Source organism: Micromonospora sp. CNZ297, from assembly GCF_007827625.1.
Genome location: NZ_VISU01000030.1, coordinates 45,316 through 61,585, shown reverse-complemented (window position 1 = coordinate 61,585; position 16,270 = coordinate 45,316). Strand labels below are relative to the sequence as shown.

At 73.1% G+C, this 16,270-nt stretch carries 12 protein-coding genes; 5 read left to right on the top strand and 7 right to left on the bottom strand.

Going from position 1 to position 16,270, the window contains the following annotated elements; genetic code table 11:
- Positions 1-283: 283 nt before the first annotated feature.
- Together FB454_RS31355 and FB454_RS31350 are read left to right on the top strand one after the other, a co-directional pair.
- On the top strand, positions 284-1,693 hold the full coding sequence (locus FB454_RS31355) for a glycosyltransferase family 2 protein (protein WP_145755644.1): 1,410 nt from the start codon (positions 284-286) through the stop codon (positions 1,691-1,693).
- A gap of 90 nt (positions 1,694-1,783) precedes the next feature.
- On the top strand, positions 1,784-3,007 hold the full coding sequence (locus FB454_RS31350) for a glycosyltransferase (protein WP_145755645.1): 1,224 nt from the start codon (positions 1,784-1,786) through the stop codon (positions 3,005-3,007).
- A 250-nt stretch (positions 3,008-3,257) separates the two neighbouring features.
- Here FB454_RS31350 and FB454_RS31345 read toward each other — a convergent pair whose 3' ends face one another.
- The 6 genes from FB454_RS31345 to FB454_RS31320 all read right to left on the bottom strand — a co-directional run bounded on the left by FB454_RS31345 (position 3,258) and on the right by FB454_RS31320 (position 9,114).
- A complete protein-coding gene (locus FB454_RS31345) occupies positions 3,258-5,048 on the bottom strand; it encodes a substrate-binding and vWA domain-containing protein (RefSeq protein ID WP_047893889.1) in 1,791 nt (596 codons plus the stop codon).
- Between the two features lie 84 nt (positions 5,049-5,132).
- Positions 5,133-6,425, bottom strand: coding sequence for a serine/threonine-protein kinase (locus FB454_RS31340; RefSeq protein WP_053065508.1), 1,293 nt, complete (start codon positions 6,423-6,425; stop codon positions 5,133-5,135).
- A gap of 296 nt (positions 6,426-6,721) precedes the next feature.
- Positions 6,722-7,282, bottom strand: coding sequence for an NADPH-dependent FMN reductase (locus FB454_RS31335; protein WP_013285613.1), 561 nt, complete (start codon positions 7,280-7,282; stop codon positions 6,722-6,724).
- 11 nt (positions 7,283-7,293) lie between these two features.
- Positions 7,294-8,229, bottom strand: coding sequence for an ROK family protein (locus FB454_RS31330; RefSeq protein WP_013477294.1), 936 nt, complete (start codon positions 8,227-8,229; stop codon positions 7,294-7,296).
- A gap of 8 nt (positions 8,230-8,237) precedes the next feature.
- Positions 8,238-8,591 carry a DoxX family protein gene (locus tag FB454_RS31325; protein ID WP_013285615.1) on the bottom strand — a complete coding sequence of 118 codons (354 nt, stop codon included), beginning with the start codon at positions 8,589-8,591 and terminating at the stop codon, positions 8,238-8,240.
- A gap of 91 nt (positions 8,592-8,682) precedes the next feature.
- Positions 8,683-9,114 carry a type II 3-dehydroquinate dehydratase gene (locus tag FB454_RS31320; RefSeq protein ID WP_013285616.1) on the bottom strand — a complete coding sequence of 144 codons (432 nt, stop codon included), beginning with the start codon at positions 9,112-9,114 and terminating at the stop codon, positions 8,683-8,685.
- A gap of 332 nt (positions 9,115-9,446) precedes the next feature.
- Here FB454_RS31320 and FB454_RS31315 point away from each other — a divergent pair, with 332 nt between their 5' ends.
- The 3 genes from FB454_RS31315 to FB454_RS31305 are packed head-to-tail and all read left to right on the top strand — an operon-like array spanning position 9,447 to position 12,470.
- Positions 9,447-10,610, top strand: coding sequence for a DegT/DnrJ/EryC1/StrS family aminotransferase (locus FB454_RS31315; RefSeq protein ID WP_030274336.1), 1,164 nt, complete (start codon positions 9,447-9,449; stop codon positions 10,608-10,610).
- On the top strand, positions 10,607-11,737 hold the full coding sequence (locus FB454_RS31310; protein WP_091328812.1) for a Gfo/Idh/MocA family protein: 1,131 nt from the start codon (positions 10,607-10,609) through the stop codon (positions 11,735-11,737). Before FB454_RS31315 ends, FB454_RS31310 begins: the two co-directional genes overlap by 4 nt.
- A gap of 37 nt (positions 11,738-11,774) precedes the next feature.
- A complete protein-coding gene (locus FB454_RS31305) occupies positions 11,775-12,470 on the top strand; it encodes an HAD-IA family hydrolase (RefSeq protein ID WP_013477291.1) in 696 nt (231 codons plus the stop codon).
- A gap of 75 nt (positions 12,471-12,545) precedes the next feature.
- On the opposite strand, the gene FB454_RS31300 is transcribed toward FB454_RS31305, so the two are convergent.
- Complete coding sequence (locus FB454_RS31300; protein WP_145755646.1) at positions 12,546-16,247, bottom strand: non-ribosomal peptide synthetase; 3,702 nt, start codon at positions 16,245-16,247, stop codon at positions 12,546-12,548.
- Positions 16,248-16,270 lie beyond the last annotated feature (23 nt).

The window sequence follows — 16,270 nt, the reverse complement described above, 5'->3', positions numbered from 1 at the left end:
GCCACCCGCTACGACAAACTCGCCGTGCGCTATGAAGCCACCCTCACCATCGCCGCCATCAACCAATGGCTCCGCGCCCTACGAAACACGACCTAACCCTCTGCTTCCTATCGCGGCTGCTGCTCCTGCGCGTGGGTAGGTTCCGGTCAGGCGGCGACTGTCATGTCGGGACAGTGCACCCCTATAGACCCCTATTGATGCGTAAGGATGTCGTCGCGGAGCGTTATCGTCTGACGATGTCGCCGCCCCCCGACGGCAAGATCGTCTGACGGAGAGGATCGCCATGTCGCTGCCCACCAACCCTCCGGCGCTGAGCGTGGTGATGCCGACCTACCAGGATCCGCAGTGCCTCGCGCTGACCCTCAGGGCGCTGACCCGGCAGACGCTGCCGCCGGAACGCTTCGAGGTGATCGTGGTCCGGGACGGTGGCTCGTCCGACGGGTACGCCGAGGCGCTCGCCGAGGGTGCCGGTCTCCGCCTGCGAGTGCTGGAACTCGCCGAGCGCAAGGGCCGCTCCGTCGCCCGCAACGAGGGGGCGCGCCGTGCCTGCGCACCTCTGCTGGTCTTCCTCGACGCCGACTCGTGGGCGGTGCCCGACCTGCTGGAGCGGCACCTCGCCTGGCACAGCGTGCCCGGCAACGCGGCGGTGCTGATCGGCCGGCGGGACGAGATCGGCCTCGCTGACCTGCCGGCAGTGCTGGCCGGGGAGTCGCACGCGGTCGCACGCGCCTTCCCGCACGGCGGCGACCTGCGGTTCGCCACGGGGCTTCCCGACGACGGGGGCGAGTGGCTCCGGGCCGGCTGGGTCATCGCCTACACGCACAACATCTCGCTGACCAGCGCTCACTTCGCGCAGGTCGGTGGTTACCGCGAGGCGTTCGGTCTGAGCTACGGCGTGGAGGACGTCGAGTTGTTCTACCGCGTCGACCGCAGCCTCCCCGACGGCGTCAACTTCGGCTACGACGACGACGCCCGGGTCGTCCACCTGCCGCACCACAAGAACATCACCCGCAACTGGATGGAGATGAAGGCCAACTTCCAGCAGGCGGCCCGGCTCTATCCGTGCCTGGAGTGGGAGTTCCTTACCGCCGTCATGGGGTACGAGGCGATCCGGCGCATCCTGCACTATCGCGCGCTCATCAACGAGTGCGTCGAGCGGTCGGCCTGCGCCATCGGGCCCGCCGCCGCGCGCCTCGCCGGCCAGGTGCGGGGGCACCGCACGCTCTGGATCGGCACCGGCCGCGCCGATTCCGGGTTGCCCACCTCGGCGTTGACCTACGACTACGCCGCACCCATCGGGCGGACCAACTTCCACCTGCTCGGCGTCGCCCCGCCCATGCCGCCGGGCAGCCTGGACGCGGTGATCAGCGTGGACTTCTGGCGGTACCTGCTGTGGCCGGAACTCTGCCAGTTCATCTCGGCCTCGCTGCTGCTGGCCGGCGAGGTCCACCTGGTCGCCACCGCCGACTCGACGCCGGGGATGTGCGCCGCCGACCCGCAGACGCTGGACTACCTGCGCCAGGCGCAGGCCGCGGCCTGCGCGGCCGAGCTGCGCGCGGTCGAGGGGCTCGGCCACGTACTGATCCTGCGGCCCCTCCGACCCGCGCCCGGCGCGCGCCGGGTACCCGCTCAGACCGGCACCAGAGCGCGACCCGCTGCCCTGGTGCCGGGGCGCTCCACGACGCGGGGATAGCAGATCGACGGTGCGGCCAGGCCCGACAACGCTGTCGGGCCTGGCCCAGCCGCGCCCGGATCCGGGGCAAAAGACGGAAAGGCGAGTATCATGCGCGTACTGCTGTCGACTCTCGGGTCGCGCGGCGATGTCCAACCACTGGTGGCGCTCGCGTCGCGGTTGACGGCCCTCGGCCACCAGGTCCGCCTCTGCGCCCCGCCCGACTTCGCCCGCTGGGTGGCCAGCTTCAGGATTCCCTTCGTGCCCGTCGGCCCGCCCTGGCGCAGGTCGGCGGCGCCCAGGTCGCGGGCCGCCGTGCCAAAACCCTCGCCCGCGCAGGTACGCAAGCTCGCCGAGTCCTCCATCGGCATCCAGTTCGAGGTGCTGTCGGCCGCAGCCCGGGACTGTGACGTCCTCGTCGCGTCGACGGGCCTCCAGATCGCCGCCCGCACCGTGGCGGAGAAGCGCGGCATCCCGTACGTCTTCGCGGCGCTCTGCCCGGCGGCCCTTCCCTCACCCCACCACCCCCCGCTGCCGCTGCCGGTGTTCGGGGAGGTCCCGGCGCCCGCGTCGGCCGACAACAGCGACCTGTGGGCCGCCAACCTGCGGCACGTCAACGACACCTTCGCCGCGCCCCTCAACGCGCTGCGGTCGGCGGTGGGGTTGGGCACGGTCGACGACGTCAGCGACCACATCCACACCGACCGGCCGTGGCTGGCCACCGACCCGACCCTGGCACCCTGGCCGGACGTCGCCGATCCGGCCGTCTACCAACCGGGCGCCTGGCTCCTGCCCGACAAGCGGGCCCTGCCCGCCGAGCTGACGGCCTTCCTGGACGCCGGCGGGCCGTGCGTCTACGTCGGATTCGGCAGCGTCGCCGCACCCCCGGGTCTGCTGGAGACGGCCGTGCGGGCCGTGCGCGCGGTCGGTTGCCGGCTGGTCGTCTCCCGGGGCTGGGCGCCGCTCTCGCCGGTCGACCGGTCCCCCGACTGCCTGGTGGTCGGCGAAGTGAACCAGCAGGACCTGTTCCGGGAGGTGGCCGTGGTGGTCCACCATGGCGGCGCGGGCACCACGACCACGGCCGCGCGGGCCGGGACGCCGCAGGTCGTCGTACCGCAGGTGTACGACCAGCACTACTTCGCGCGCCGGGTGTCCGCGCTCGGCATCGGCGCCGCACACCCCGGCTCCGTGCCGACCGTCGAGTCGCTGACCGAGGCTCTGGGCGCCGCGCTGCGGCCGGAGGTGGCCGCCCGCGCCCGCGAGTTCGCCGGCGTCGTACGCACCGACGCGGCGCAGGTCGCCGCGGAGCGGTTGGTCGTCGCACCGGGAGCCTGATCGATGAGGCGACGCTCCAGGTACTGCGGGGGCGGGTCCGGCTGGTCGCGCCGGATCAGCCGTGGACCGGTGGGGAGGGCGACCTGCTGGTCATCCCGGAGGCCCGGCACTCGTTGTACGCCGAGGTTAGGGCGTCGGCGGACCGGACCGGTGTCGGGGTGCTCCCTACTCCGGCCGGCGCTGTTCACCGGCGGGGCTGCGGAGACCGTCGGTCGCGCCGCGGGCTCGTGGCGAGCGGGGCGCGTCGGCGTCAGAAGCTGCTGACCAGCTTCACGAACGCTTCGTCGATCTTGGCCGGATCGGTCGCGTCGAAGGCCTTGCCCGATGATGCCTTGGCGATCCTGTCCAGGGTGGCGAAGTCCGACTCCCGGTCGAAGGCGATGCAGAACACCTTCACCGGACGCCGCGGGTCGAGGGCGACCTCGGCGAGCAGGCCGGCCAGGTCGTTGTCCTGCCGGTACTCGTTCTTGCCGTCGGTCAGCACGACGATCGCGTTGATCCGCTGTGGGTCGTACCGGTCGAGCAGCTCTCGGTGCGCGGCCCGGACCGTCGCGTAGAGCGCGGTGCCGCCGTCGACGTGCAGGCCGGCGATCTTGCTGTTGATCCGCTTCTGGTCGAACTCGCCGAGAGGGATCTCCTCCCGGTAGGGGCTCTTCGGCCGCTTCCGGGTCTCCGAGGAGAACGACCAGAGACCCACCCGGTCCTCGGTGTTGAGCAGCGCGAGGCCCTTGCCCGCCGCTGCTGAGGCGACCTGGAAGCGGGTGCGGGTGCCGACCATCGCCTGCATGGACCCGGACGTGTCCAGGGCTATCAGGATGTTGGCCTTCTTGCGGAGCGTCCGCCAGCCGTCCAGCATCGCGCCGACCACCTGCGGGTCCGGGGGCTCGAAGTAGCTCAGCCCACCGGTGGGCTCGGCGCCGACGTTGGCGAGCAGCTCCGCCGAGGCTCGGCGCTCGTGGTCCCGGAAGCCGAGGCGGGCGAAGCTCTCCTGCTGGGCGTCCTCGGTCAGGAAGGCCAGGAAGTCGGTCGCCGCCGCCCGCTGCCGCTCGTCGGCGGAGGGCAGCACCACGAACGGGTGGTCCAGGTTGAACGTGCCCTCCTTGGGGTGGACGGCGACCAGCGGGACGTTCGGCCTGCGGCCCCGCTCCTGCCCGTCCTGCCGAGGGCTCAGCGCACCCGTGTTGTAGAGGTCCACGAGTTCCTCCTGGAGGACGATGGCGCTCATGTCGTCAGTACTGCCCGCGCCGCCCGCCAGGTCCGCCTCGGCGAGGCTGCGCAGCAGGTCCACCGAATCGTCGCTGTAGTGCGACACATTGGCCTCGATCCGGCGGACGAACTGGGTGACCGCGGGGTCGGCAAGGTCGGACCGGGTCAGGTCGCTGGACCGTTGCACCGCCGCGTAGTAGGTGGCGATGGTCGCCGCCAGCCCGGAGGTGGACAGGTTGGGGTTGTCCTTGCCGAAGGTGAAGCGGCCCCACTCCGGCTTGCCGAAGCCCGCCCATCCGTCCCGCCCGGACAGGCCCAGGATCTCCCCCCAGCCCAGCGGCCCGCGCCGGCGTATCAGTTCGGCCTTGGGCTGCGGCATCGCGATCACCAGTGGGCTGTTGGCGATCGACGGGTAGCGGTCCGGGGTCTGCGGTGCTCGCCCGGCGGCTTGGTCGAGCAGCCGGAGCTGGCCGGTCCACAGGCTCGACGTCGGCAGCCAGACCTGTGGTCGCGGCAGGCCGGTGTGGGTCCAGCCGGTGGCCAGCGCCTCGGCGGCCTGGCCCGAGTTGAGCGCGCTGACGTGCACCTGGGCGCAGCCACCGCCGTCGATCGACCGGCTGCTGCGGTTGTAGCGCTCGGCCAGGTCGACCAGCAGCGCCGCCTTCTCCGTCGACGAGTTGACCTGGAGGGTGGTGGCGCAGTCGGTGCGGGGCACCTCGCTGCCCGCATCGCGCTGCTGGACGAACACGAACGCCCCGGCGATGACCACCAGCCCGGCGGTGACGGCGGCGGTGTAGGGCAACCACTGCCGCGTGCGGGTAACGGATGGGGTCATCGGGGCGTCCTCCTCGGCGGGCGGCTGGTGGCCGTCAACCTATCGATCCGGCGCCAGCCGGCGACCCGGACCCCTGCCGCGGCGTCACGGGCGGTCGGACCGTCCCCCGACCGCCGTAGCGACCAGCAGCCGGACCAGGTAGACCACGACGAAGGCGACCGCCCCGACTGCGGCGGCCGGGCCGATCGCGCTCGACGCGACGTAGCCGGCGGCGGCGCCGGCCGAGCCGAGGAAGAGCGCTGTCGAGATGCCCCAGGCGTCGAGGGCCTCACGACGCAGTCGCCGCAACGCGCCGCCGGACCCGGCGCCGACGCCGGGCTCCGTCGCCGGCAGGTACGCCGGCTGGGTCGTCATCCGTGGGTGTGCCGGCTGCGTCGGCCGGGCCTGGGTCGGCACCGTCGGCTGTGGCTGTGGCTGTGGCTGCGTCGGGCGCGGCTGCGGTGCCGTCGGCGTGATCCGGGGAAGGGGATGGTTCGGCGTCGGCGTGCCCGCGGTCTCGTTGCCGACCTCGAGCAGGCTCTCCCGACGTAGCGGCACGGTGGCCGTGGCGTCCTGCCGCAGCAGCCGCACCAGCACCTGCTCGGCACCCGGCCGATCCGCCGGATCCTTCGCCAGGCACTCCCGGATCAGCTCGTCCAGCACCGGAGGCAACGCCGGCAGGTCGGGCGGATCGTGCAGCACCCGGTGCATCACGGCGAAGAGCGAATCATCGCCGAAGGGTGGCCGGCCACCGGCAGCGAACGCGATCGTGGCCGCCCAGGCGAAGACGTCGCAGGGCGGACCGACCGCGTCGTTGCGGAACCGCTCGGGTGCCATGTACGCGGTGGTCCCCATGACCCGGCTGGACGCCGTCTCGGTCACGCCCAGCGCGCGAGCGATGCCGAAGTCGATCACCCTAGGGCCGTCCCTGCCCAGCACCACGTTGTCCGGCTTCAGATCGCAGTGCACCACGCCGGCACTGTGGATCGCGGCGAGCGCGGTGACAGTGCCGACCGCGAGCCGGTGCAGGGCGTTACCGGTCACCGGGCCGCGTTCGCGGACGTGCCGGTGCAGGGTCGGGCCTTCGATGAACTCACTGACCACGTAGGGACGCTCGCCGTCGACCTCGGCGAAGAGCACCTGCGCGGTGCAGAACGGAGCGACCCGGCGCGCGGCGGCGATCTCCTTCACGAACTGCGACCGCGCCCGTGGATCAGTCAGGTCGACGTTGACCATCTTGACCGCGACGCGGTCACCAGCGTCGTCCTCACCGAGGTAGACGACCCCCTGCCCACCCGCGCCCAGCCGGCCGAGCAGCCGATACCGGCCGGCGGTGACCGGGTCGTGCGTCCACAGCTTCGCCAATCCTGGCACCGGCGTGCCGGCCAGTTCTGACATCCCGACTCCATCAGTGTCGTGCCCGGCCACCGGCGGCGCAGGGCACGGCCATCGTGTCATGCCGCAGCGACGACAGAGGACAGCCGATCATGGGTGGGAGCCACCACCGCCGGTGGTCCTCGCGGTGGCGGTCGCCGCACTGCGCGGGCCGGCCCGGCCTACGACGGCGGGCGTCCCTCCAGGGTGTCCCTTCGTCCTCCGCCGTGGCCGGCGCGAACTCGTTTCCCGCCGTGCCGTGCCAGCGGGTCGATGCCGGTGCCCGACCACGGTCGCCGGCCCGCGCAGCCGCAGCGGCGTCAGGCCCGGCGCAGCGTCCGCAGTGTGCCGGCCCAGGCGACCACCTCGTCGAGCATGGTGCCGAGGGCCTGCTCGTGGTGCGCGGCCGGCCGGAAGTCGCGGAAGTTGACGAAGTCGGTCGTCAGAGAGAGCGCGACCTGGGAGCGGACGTCGGCGACGCCGAGCTGCCCGAGCACCAGCCGCAGGTGCTCCGCCGCCCGGGTGCCGCCGTGCACGCCGTAGCTGACGAGGCCGGCGGCGGCGTGCTGCCACTCCTGGTAGAGGAAGTCGAGGGAATCCTTCAGTGCGCCCGGGATGGAGTGGTTGTACTCCGGCGTGACGAAGACGAAGCCGTCGAACCCGGCCACGGTCGTCGCCCAGCGGCGTACGGCGGGGCGTCGCGACGGCGCCATCGACGGTGGCAGCACCTCGTCGAAGTGTGGCAGGGCGTAGTCGGCGATGTCGACCAGCTCGACAGTGGCGTCGCCCCGCTTGGCGGCGACGTCGCGCACCCAGCGGGCCACGGCGTCGGCCTTGCGGCCGGGTCGCGTGCTGCCGACGATGACACCGATCCTGACCATGCTGCTCTCCTCTACGCGATGGGGGTGGGGCGCGCGGGAGCCGGCGTGCCGGTCAGGTCACGAGCCAGCTCCACCGCGCCGTGCAGGGACGACAGCCCGCCGAGGGCGGCGGGACGCACCGGTGGCGCCGGACGGCCGGGCCGGCCGGCGCGGCGTGCCCGTTCCGCGACGAGCGGCACGAAGCCGGGCAGGCCGGCGGCGAACCCGCCGCCCACGATCGCCAGCGCCGGATCGAGGATCTCGCCGAGGCTCACCACCGCCGCCGCCAGCGCCCGGCAGCTCTCCTCGACCGCCGCCACCGCCCAGGGCTCGCGCCCGTCGAGTCCGGCCCGCAGGTCATCGAAGCCCACCTCGCCGCCCCGGCGGGCGGCAGCACGGCGCAGGGTGGCGGGGCCGGACGCGATGGACTGGAGGCAGCCATGCCGGTCGCAGTCGCAGCGCTCACCATCGAGAGCGACGACCACGTGACCGATCTCGGCGGAGGACCGGCCCGGCACCGGCCGGCCGGCCAGTACGACGCCACCGCCGATCCCGGTGCCGACGCCCAGGTAGACCACGTCGTCCGCGCCGGCGCAGCGCGCCTCTGCAAGGGCGGCGAGATCACCATCGTCGGCGACGGCGGTTGCCGCGTCGGGAAAGAGGCGGCGCAGCGCGCCGGTGAGGTCGAGGCCCACCCAGCCGGGGCGCCCAGGCCAGGTGGTGACGGTGCCACCGGTGTCAGTGGTCGCCGGCATGGCCACCCCGACCGCGTCCACCGGTCCCCACCGGTCGCGCAGCCGGTCCACCTCGACGGCCAGCACCGTCAGGTCGGCGGCCGGGTCGGCAGTCCGGGGCCAGCGGAAGGTGCGGTCGTACGCCGGCTGCCCGGGCGCCTCCGCGCGCAACGCGACCTTGGTGCCGCCGACGTCGATGCCGAGGACGCCGCCGTGGCGCTGCGGACCGGACACGGCCGGCCTCAGCCCAGCCGCACGTGCAGGTAGACGAGCGCGAGGGCGGCCACGGCAAAGATCACCGGCGTCAGGATCGTCGCGGCCGGGTCCTTGGCCCGGGAGTGGTAGACGACCGCGCCCGCCATCTGCAGGGCGAGACCGATCGCCGCGGCGATGCCCAGGGGCGGCCAGAGCAGGCCGAGCAGCAGCCCGGCGACCGCGGCGAGTTCCAGCACCCCCAGCGCGCGTGTCAGCCCCGGCGAGACGCCGAGGTGGTCCATCCGCTCGCGCATCTGTGCCTGCCCGGTGAGCTTCGGCACGGCGGTGCCCACGAACACGGCGGCGAGGACGAGGGTCAGGACGAGGACGGAGATCTCCACGTGAGGTCCTTCGGGAAGAGTCGGGACGTGCGGACGACCGCGCTGCCGGCACGCCGGCGCCCACGGCACTGGACGGCGGGGTGCCCGGTCGTCATCGGACGGTCGCGGTGAGGGCGCGCGCGGCCAGCCGGTAGCCCAGCGCTCCGAGCCCGACGATCACCCCGCTGGCCAGCGGGGCGATCACCGAGTCGTGCCGGAAGCTCTCCCGCGCCCACACGTTGGACAGATGCACCTCGACGAAGGGCCGGGGGTAGTTGGCCAGCGCGTCGCGCAGGCTCCAGCCCGCGATCATCAGGGCGCCCGGGTTGACGATCGCGCCCACCGTGTCGTAGCTGTTCTGGATCGTGCGGATCAGCGCACCCTCGCAGTCGTGCTGCTCGGCGACCACACCCCAGCCCCGGGTGGCGACCTCCTCGCCGACGGCGCGTTGGATGTCGTCCAGGGTGTCGGTGCCGTAGATCTCCGGTTCCCGCCGGCCGAGAATGCCCAGGTTCGGGCCGTTCAGCAGCAGTACGTCCGACACGCTTCACCTCGTGGGGCACGGCCCTGGTCCCGCAGAGCCTGATGACTGGTCACCGCAGTCTTACTACGCCAACGGCTCCCGGCGAACCGGCGGCGCCCGAGGCGCGGGTGGACTAAGGGGTGGCTAGGGGCTGTTAGGGGCGGTGACCGCGTATCCGCGTCGGTTACCGTCCTCCCTGCTGAGCGACGCCGCCGGCTCCGGACGGAGGCGTCACGTACCGCGCGGCCATCCGGTGCTCCGCTGTGCCCGGACCGCGTACCGGCGGTCTCGGGTCGTCCCGCCCGATGGTCAGTCGAAGCCCCTGGTCTGCCCGAGTTGGGAAGTGGGAAGTCATGAGTGGTCAGCCCTCGACGGTGTCCGAGTTCCCCGAGTGGCCGCAGTACGGCGACGAGGAGCGAACCGGACTGATCCGCGCCCTCGAACAGGGTCAGTGGTGGCGGATGGGCGGCAGTGAGGTCGACTCCTTCGAGCGGGAGTTCGGTGACTACCACGGCAGCCCTCACGCGCTCGCCGTCACCAACGGCACCCACGCGCTGGAAGTCGCGCTGGAGGTGCTCGGCGTCGGCCCCGGGACGGAGGTGATCGTCCCGGCCTTCACGTTCATCTCGTCCTCGCTGGCCGCGCAGCGTCTCGGCGCGGTCGCCGTGCCGGTCGACGTCGACCTGGACACCTACTGCGTCGACCCCGCCGCCGTCGAGGCCGCGATCACCCCCCGTACCAAGGTGATCATGCCGGTGCACATGGCCGGGCAGTTCGCCGACATGGACGCGCTCGACAAGCTCGCCGCCGACGCCGGGGTGGCTCTGCTGCAGGACGCGGCACACGCCCACGGCGCGCAGTGGCGGGGCCGACGGGCCGGCGCGCTCGGCTCGGTGGCCGCCTTCAGCTTCCAGAACGGCAAGCTCATGACCGCCGGCGAGGGCGGAGCGGTCGTCTTCCCCGACGAGGAACTGCGCGAGCGGGCATTCCTCGTGCACAGCTGCGGCCGGCCCCGCACCGACCGCGAATACCTGCACAGCACCACCGGCTCGAACTACCGGATGAGCGAGTTCACCGCCGCTGTGCTACGCGCCCAGCTGACCCGCCTCGACGAGCAGATCGCGCTGCGCGAGCAGCGCTGGCCGCTGCTGTCGAGCCTGCTCGCCGAGATCCCGGGCGTCGTCCCGCAGGCGACCGACCCCCGCACCGACCGCAACCCGCACTACATGGCGATGTTCCGTATCCCCGGGATCGGCATCGAGCGCCGCCGTGCCGTGGTGGACGCGCTCATCGCCCGGGGCGTCCCGGCGTTCGTGGCGTTCCGGGCGATCTACCGGTGCGAGGGCTTCTGGATGGCCGGCGCGTCCGACGAGTCGGTAGAGGCGATCGCGGCCCGCTGCCCCAACACCGAGCAGATCCACTCCGACTGCGTCTGGCTGCACCACCGCACCCTGCTCGGCACGGAGCAGCAGATGCACGAGATCGCCGCCGTGCTCGCCGACGTCCTCGCCGGATGACGGCCCGGCCCCCGGCCGCGGCCGGCCGGCCGGTGCGGGTCGCGGTGGTCGGCCTCGGCTGGGCCGGGCGGGAGATCTGGCTGCCCCGGCTCGCCGCACACCCCGGCTTCGAGGTGGTCGCCGTGGTCGACCCGCAGCCCGTGGTGCGCGATCAGGCCCGCGACACCCACGCCGTCGCGTCCGCGTACGCCGACGTCGAGGACCTGCCCGCCGGAACGGTCGACCTGGCGGTGGTCGCCGTACCGAACCACCTGCACGCGGTCGTCGCCGTCCGGCTGCTGCGCCGGGGCGTACCGGTGTTCCTGGAGAAGCCGGTCTGCCTGACCTCCGCCGAGGCGGGCATCCTGGCCGACGCGGAGCGCGACGGCGGCGCGGTGCTGCTGGCCGGCAGCGCCGCCCGTTACCGGGCCGACATCCGGGCGCTGGCCGACGTGGCCGGCGGGCTGGGCCCGATCCGGCACGTCGATGTGGCCTGGGTTCGCGCCCGAGGGGTGCCCGACGCGGGCGGCTGGTTCACCCGCCGCGACCAGTCCGGCGGGGGCGCGCTGGTGGACCTCGGCTGGCACCTGCTCGACACGGTGCTGCCGCTGCTCGGCCCGGCCCGGGTCACTCACGCGATCGGCAGCGTCTCGGACGACTTCGTCAACGACAGCGCCGCCCACGCCGCCTGGCGCGGCGGGGCCGACACCGCAGGCCACGTTCCCGGCGACGTCGAGGACACCGCCCGTGGGTTCCTGCTCACCGACACCGGCGCCTCCGTCGCCCTGCACGCCTGCTGGGCCTCGCACGAGTCGCTGGACCGCACCACCGTCACCGTGCACGGCGCCGCGGGGTCGGCGACGCTGCGCTGCACGTTCGGCTTCAGTCCCAACCGGGAGCCCACGCCGGTGCTGACGCGTACCCGCGACGGCCGGACCGCGCGGCTGCCGCTGCCCGGGGAGCCGATCGGCGCGGAGTACGACCACCAGCTCGACGCCCTGCCCGGGCTGCTCGCCGACCCGGCCGCCCGGGGCGCGGCCGTCGCCGAGGCCCGCCGGACCATCGACATCATCGAACGGATCTACCAGTGCGCCCGGCCCACCCGGCCGGAGCGCCAGCACGCACTGGTGGGCCATCGCGCCGGGTGAGAACCACCCTCGGCCCCAACCCCTTCCGGGAGCAGCCATGAGCCGTCCATCGTCCACAGTCGAGGTGACCCCGCCGTCGCCGGCGCGCGGCCCGATCCGCGCGGTCGTGTTCGACCTCGACGGCGTCATCGTCGACAGTTCGGCCGTCATGCGTGAGGCGTTCAGCATCGCGTACGCCGAGGTGGTGGGCGACGGGCCGGCACCGTTCGAGGAGTACAACCGGCACATGGGCCGGTACTTCCCGGACATCATGCGCCTGATGGGGCTGCCCCTGGAGATGGAGGAGCCGTTCGTCCGCGAGAGTTACCGGATGGCCCACCTCGTGCCGCTCTTCCCCGGCGTCCGGGAGACCCTGGAGACCCTGCACTCGCGTGGCATCCGAATGGGGATCGCCACCGGCAAGGCCGGCCCGCGGGCCCGCTCCCTGCTCGACCAACTCGGCGTGCTGGGCCTCTTCGGCCAGGTGATCGGCTCCGACGAGGTGGCCCGTCCCAAGCCTGCCCCGGACATCGTGCTCCAGGCACTGGGCAACCTCGACGTGCCGCCGCACGAGGCCATGATGGTGGGCGACGCGGTGATCGACCTGCTCAGCGGCCGGGACGCCGGGGCGACGGCCGTCGCCACGACGTGGCACGGCGGGGACATCGCGGCGCTGCTCGCCGCCGGCCCCGACCTGGTCGTGCACGCCCCGGCGGAGTTGCTCGCGCACTGCCCGGCGGCCCTCGTCCACTGACCCGGACCGGAGCGCGCCGGGCTGCTCGCGCGGGCCGCACGGCGCGCTGCCGCCGAGCCTGCCGGCAAGCGGCGGTCAGCGGGTGTCGCTGACCGCCTCGGGGCCGGCTTCCAGGAAGCGCAGCATGCCGGTGGCCAGGATCTCGGCGACGGGGGCCGGGACCAGATCGGTACGGATGGTGACCCGCAGGAGGACACTCTCGTCGCCGGGCAGCACCTCGGCGACGCAGGCACCGGACCACTCCCGGGCGTACGGTTCGACGACCTCCTCGGTCCGGCAGCCGGGCAGGTCCAGCGGGAGGACGAGGTTGTCCTGGTAGGCGAACGAGGGCAGGCTGTTGATCACCTCGCGGGGCAGGTCGAGGACCGGGTCGTCGGTGACCATCTCCAGGAAGGAGACGTCCTGGGCGGCCATCAGTTCGTCCGCGGCCTGCTGGAGGCCCCGCATCAGGTGTTTCTCCGGGCCGTCGAACCGGACCCGGAGACAGTTGCTGCTGATCCTGCTCGTGAAGGCGGAGTCGAGGACGCGGCTGCCGCGCTGGGCGACGATCATCAGCAGGGCGATGTCGTCCTGCCCGTGGATGGCGCGTAGCGCCGAGGCGTAGGCGGCGGCGAAGTAGGTGGAACGGCTGAAGCGGTGTTCGACGGCGGCTCGGTCCCAGCGCCGCACCAGCTCGGGCGGGACGGCGACGATGTGCCCGGTCTTGGGGCCCCAGGTCGGGGTCTGTTCCAGGATCTCCTGCGGCCGGCCCTTGCCTTGGCGGGGCAGGTCGCGTAGTTGTTCGCGCCAGTAGGTTCGTTGGGTTTGCAGGTCGGCGGCGTCGCGTAGGCGGGTGTATTCGTCGTAGGACTGGTGCAGTGTGGGTGCGGGGTGTTTCCAGGTGGGTGTGTGGCCGGCTTGTCGTGCGGTGTAGGCGTGGCTGAGGTCTCGTACGAGTAGTCCGTATGACCAGCCGTCGAAGGCGATGTGGTGGATGCCGATGCCGAACAGGATTCGGTTGGTGGTTTTGTTTCGGATCAGGGCGGCGCGCCAGTTGCGGCCCTGGGTGTAGTCGAGTGGTTGCTGTACTGCTTCGGCGAGTTGGTCGAGGGCGTCGTGTTCGGTGGCGGCGTCGGCGAGTAGCCGTAGCTGGGGCATGCCGGGGTTGGGTGGGATGATTGCTGTTGGTGGGTCGGTGCGCCGGTAGCGGGCGTGCAGGGCCTGGTGGCGGTGGTGTAGGTCGCCGAGGGCGGCCATCAGGGCCCGTAGGTCCAGTTCACCCTCGATCCACCAGGTGGTCGGGCAGACCAGTTCGAAGGGGAGCACGACGCACTTCGCGACGGACGGGGTCAGCGGGACGGGCTTCGACGGGCCGGGACGGCCGGTGACGGACGGCGCCGGCTCGGCCCCGGGGCGGCGGGGGGCGGTGGCGAGCCAGCGGGCCAGCCCCTGCGGTGTGGGGGTGCGGTGGATCTGCGAGACGGGCACGGCGACGTCGGCGGCCTCGTCGAGGGCGACAGCGACGGCGGCGGACTGCAGGGAGGTGCCGCCGAGGTGGAAGAACCCGTCGAGTGCCCCGACCCGGTCCAGCCCGAGCACCGTCGCGAAGATCCCCGCGACGAGGCGTTCGGAGTCGGTGGCCGGTTCGGTGTATGGCACGTCGAGATCGGGACGGCGCGAGCCCGGCTCTGGTAGCGCCCGTCGGTCGATCTTGCCGGTGCCGCCGGTGGGGAACCGGTCCAGGACCATGATCACGGCGGGAACCATGTAGGGCGGGAGCACGGCGGCGGCGTGTGCCCGCAGGTCGGCGGTGACGGGGACGCGGCCGTCGCGCCCGGTGACGTAGCCGACGAGCCGGGCGGTGCCCTGGTCCTCGCGACGGGTGACGACGGCGGTGCCGACGTCCGGGTGTTGTTCGAGAGTCGCTTCGATCTCACCGAGTTCGATGCGGATGCCGTTGACCTTGACCTGGTGGTCCATCCGGCCGAGGATCTCCAGCGCTCCGGCGGCGTTCCACCGGCCGAGGTCGCCGGTGCGGTAGGCGGTCCCGCCGCCGTACGGGTCGGTGACGAACCGCTGGGCGGTCAGTTCGGGGCGGTTGAGGTAACCGTCGGCGACGCCGGCGCCGGTGATGAGGATCTCGCCGGGGACGCCCATGGGGACGAGGTCGAGATTGGCGTCGACGACGCGGATCTGCCGGTTGGGCATGGGTCGGCCGATGGGCACGTACGCGCCGGGCCAGCCCTTGGACGCGTCGAACCAGGTGCAGGCGACGGAGGCCTCCGCGGGCCCGTACGCGTTGATCAGGCGGGCACCGGCGGCCGTCCAGCGTTGCGCCATGCGGGGCGGAATGGGTTCCCCGGCGAGGGTCACGCACGTCAGGCTGGGGCAGTCGGCGGGATCGACGGCGGCGAGGTTCGTGGGTGGGCAGAACGCGTGGGTGGCCTGCTCCTTGGCGATCAGCTCCGTCAACCGGCGGGCGTCGAGCAGGTCGTCGCGGGAGCTGACGACGACGCGGGCGCCGGAGGTCAGCGCGGTGTAGATCTCGCCGAGGGCCACGTCGAAGACGGGGGAGCAGGAATGGAGCATGCGGCTGTCCGGGCCGACCGCGCACTCCTCCCGCATCCAGGTGACGAAGTTCGTCAGGTGCTCGTGGGTCAGCACGACACCCTTCGGTGTCCCGGTCGAGCCGGACGTGTAGATCACGAACGCCGGCCGGGACGGGGCCACCACCGGCAGGTCGGCCGCCTCGGCCGCCGCAAGGGTGGGCCAGTCGACATCGAGGGCGACGACCCGTACGCCGTCAGGTCTGGGGACACGCGGGGCGACCTCGCCGACGGTGAGGACGACCCGAGCGCCGTGGTCGGCCAGCAGCATCCGCATCCGGTCCGCCGGCCAGGACACGTCCATCGGCGTGTACGCCGCCCCGGCGCGCAGCACCGCCAGGGTGGCGACGAGGGTCCACATGCTGCGGTCCAACGCCAGCGACACCACGTCCCCGGGCCGTACGCCCATCGACCGTAGCTGCGCGGCCAGCGCCCCCGAGCGACGGGCCAGCTCCGCGTACGTCAGCACCTCCCCGGCGGCGACTCCGGCCACCGCGTCCGGCGTGCGTCGCGCCCACTCGAGCACCAGCTCGTGCAGCGGCTCACCCGGCACCGGGCGGGCCGGGCCCCGGCCCCACGCGAGCAGCCGCTCGCGCTCGGTCGCGCCCAGCAGCGGCAGCGCCCCCAGCGGCACCCCGGGTTCGCGGACCCCGGCCGACAGCAACGACACGGTCTGGTCCACCAGACCCCGCACCCAGTCCGCCGAGAAGCCGTCGGCTGCGTAGTCCACCCGGAGCGCCGACCCGTCCCCCGCGACGGTCACCACGATGTCCACGTCCACCACGTCCGGCCCCACCTCGGCCACCGGGGCGTCCACCAGCCCGACCACCACCGGCCCCGCCGCGCCCGTGTCACGCGTGACCGGGCCGGTCAGCGCCGCGGCCACCCGCGACGTCAGCTCGCCGAAGCCCGGTTCATCCGCGACGTCGACCCGCAGCACGCCGCCCGACGACAGACCGACCGCCACCTCGGCCTGGCCGGTGTACCGGGCCAGCACCCCCAGCAGACCGGCCAGCAGCACCGCGCCGGGGGAGCGCGCCCCCGCCGGGACGGGCAGGTCGACCGGCCGGTACGCGGAGGCCGCCCGGGCCGGCCACGCGGCCGGCCGGCGCAGGTCCCCCATCAGGTCGAGGATCTCGAAGCCGGGCCCAGCGACATCCGTGGCCTGCGCACCGACGATTCCGACAGACATTGAGCCAGCCTCCGATCAGGGCC

What these genes read in the sequence shown, in the direction of transcription:
- FB454_RS31355 (WP_145755644.1), top strand. Translation starts at nt 284, where the DNA reads ATGTCGCTGCCCACCAACCCTCCGGCGCTGAGCGTGGTGATGCCGACC.
- FB454_RS31350 (WP_145755645.1), top strand. Translation starts at nt 1,784, where the DNA reads ATGCGCGTACTGCTGTCGACTCTCGGGTCGCGCGGCGATGTCCAACCA.
- FB454_RS31345 (WP_047893889.1), bottom strand. Translation starts at nt 5,048, where the DNA reads ATGACCCCATCCGTTACCCGCACGCGGCAGTGGTTGCCCTACACCGCC.
- FB454_RS31340 (WP_053065508.1), bottom strand. Translation starts at nt 6,425, where the DNA reads ATGTCAGAACTGGCCGGCACGCCGGTGCCAGGATTGGCGAAGCTGTGG.
- FB454_RS31335 (WP_013285613.1), bottom strand. Translation starts at nt 7,282, where the DNA reads ATGGTCAGGATCGGTGTCATCGTCGGCAGCACGCGACCCGGCCGCAAG.
- FB454_RS31315 (WP_030274336.1), top strand. Translation starts at nt 9,447, where the DNA reads ATGAGTGGTCAGCCCTCGACGGTGTCCGAGTTCCCCGAGTGGCCGCAG.
- FB454_RS31310 (WP_091328812.1), top strand. Translation starts at nt 10,607, where the DNA reads ATGACGGCCCGGCCCCCGGCCGCGGCCGGCCGGCCGGTGCGGGTCGCG.
- FB454_RS31305 (WP_013477291.1), top strand. Translation starts at nt 11,775, where the DNA reads ATGAGCCGTCCATCGTCCACAGTCGAGGTGACCCCGCCGTCGCCGGCG.
- FB454_RS31300 (WP_145755646.1), bottom strand. Translation starts at nt 16,247, where the DNA reads ATGTCTGTCGGAATCGTCGGTGCGCAGGCCACGGATGTCGCTGGGCCC.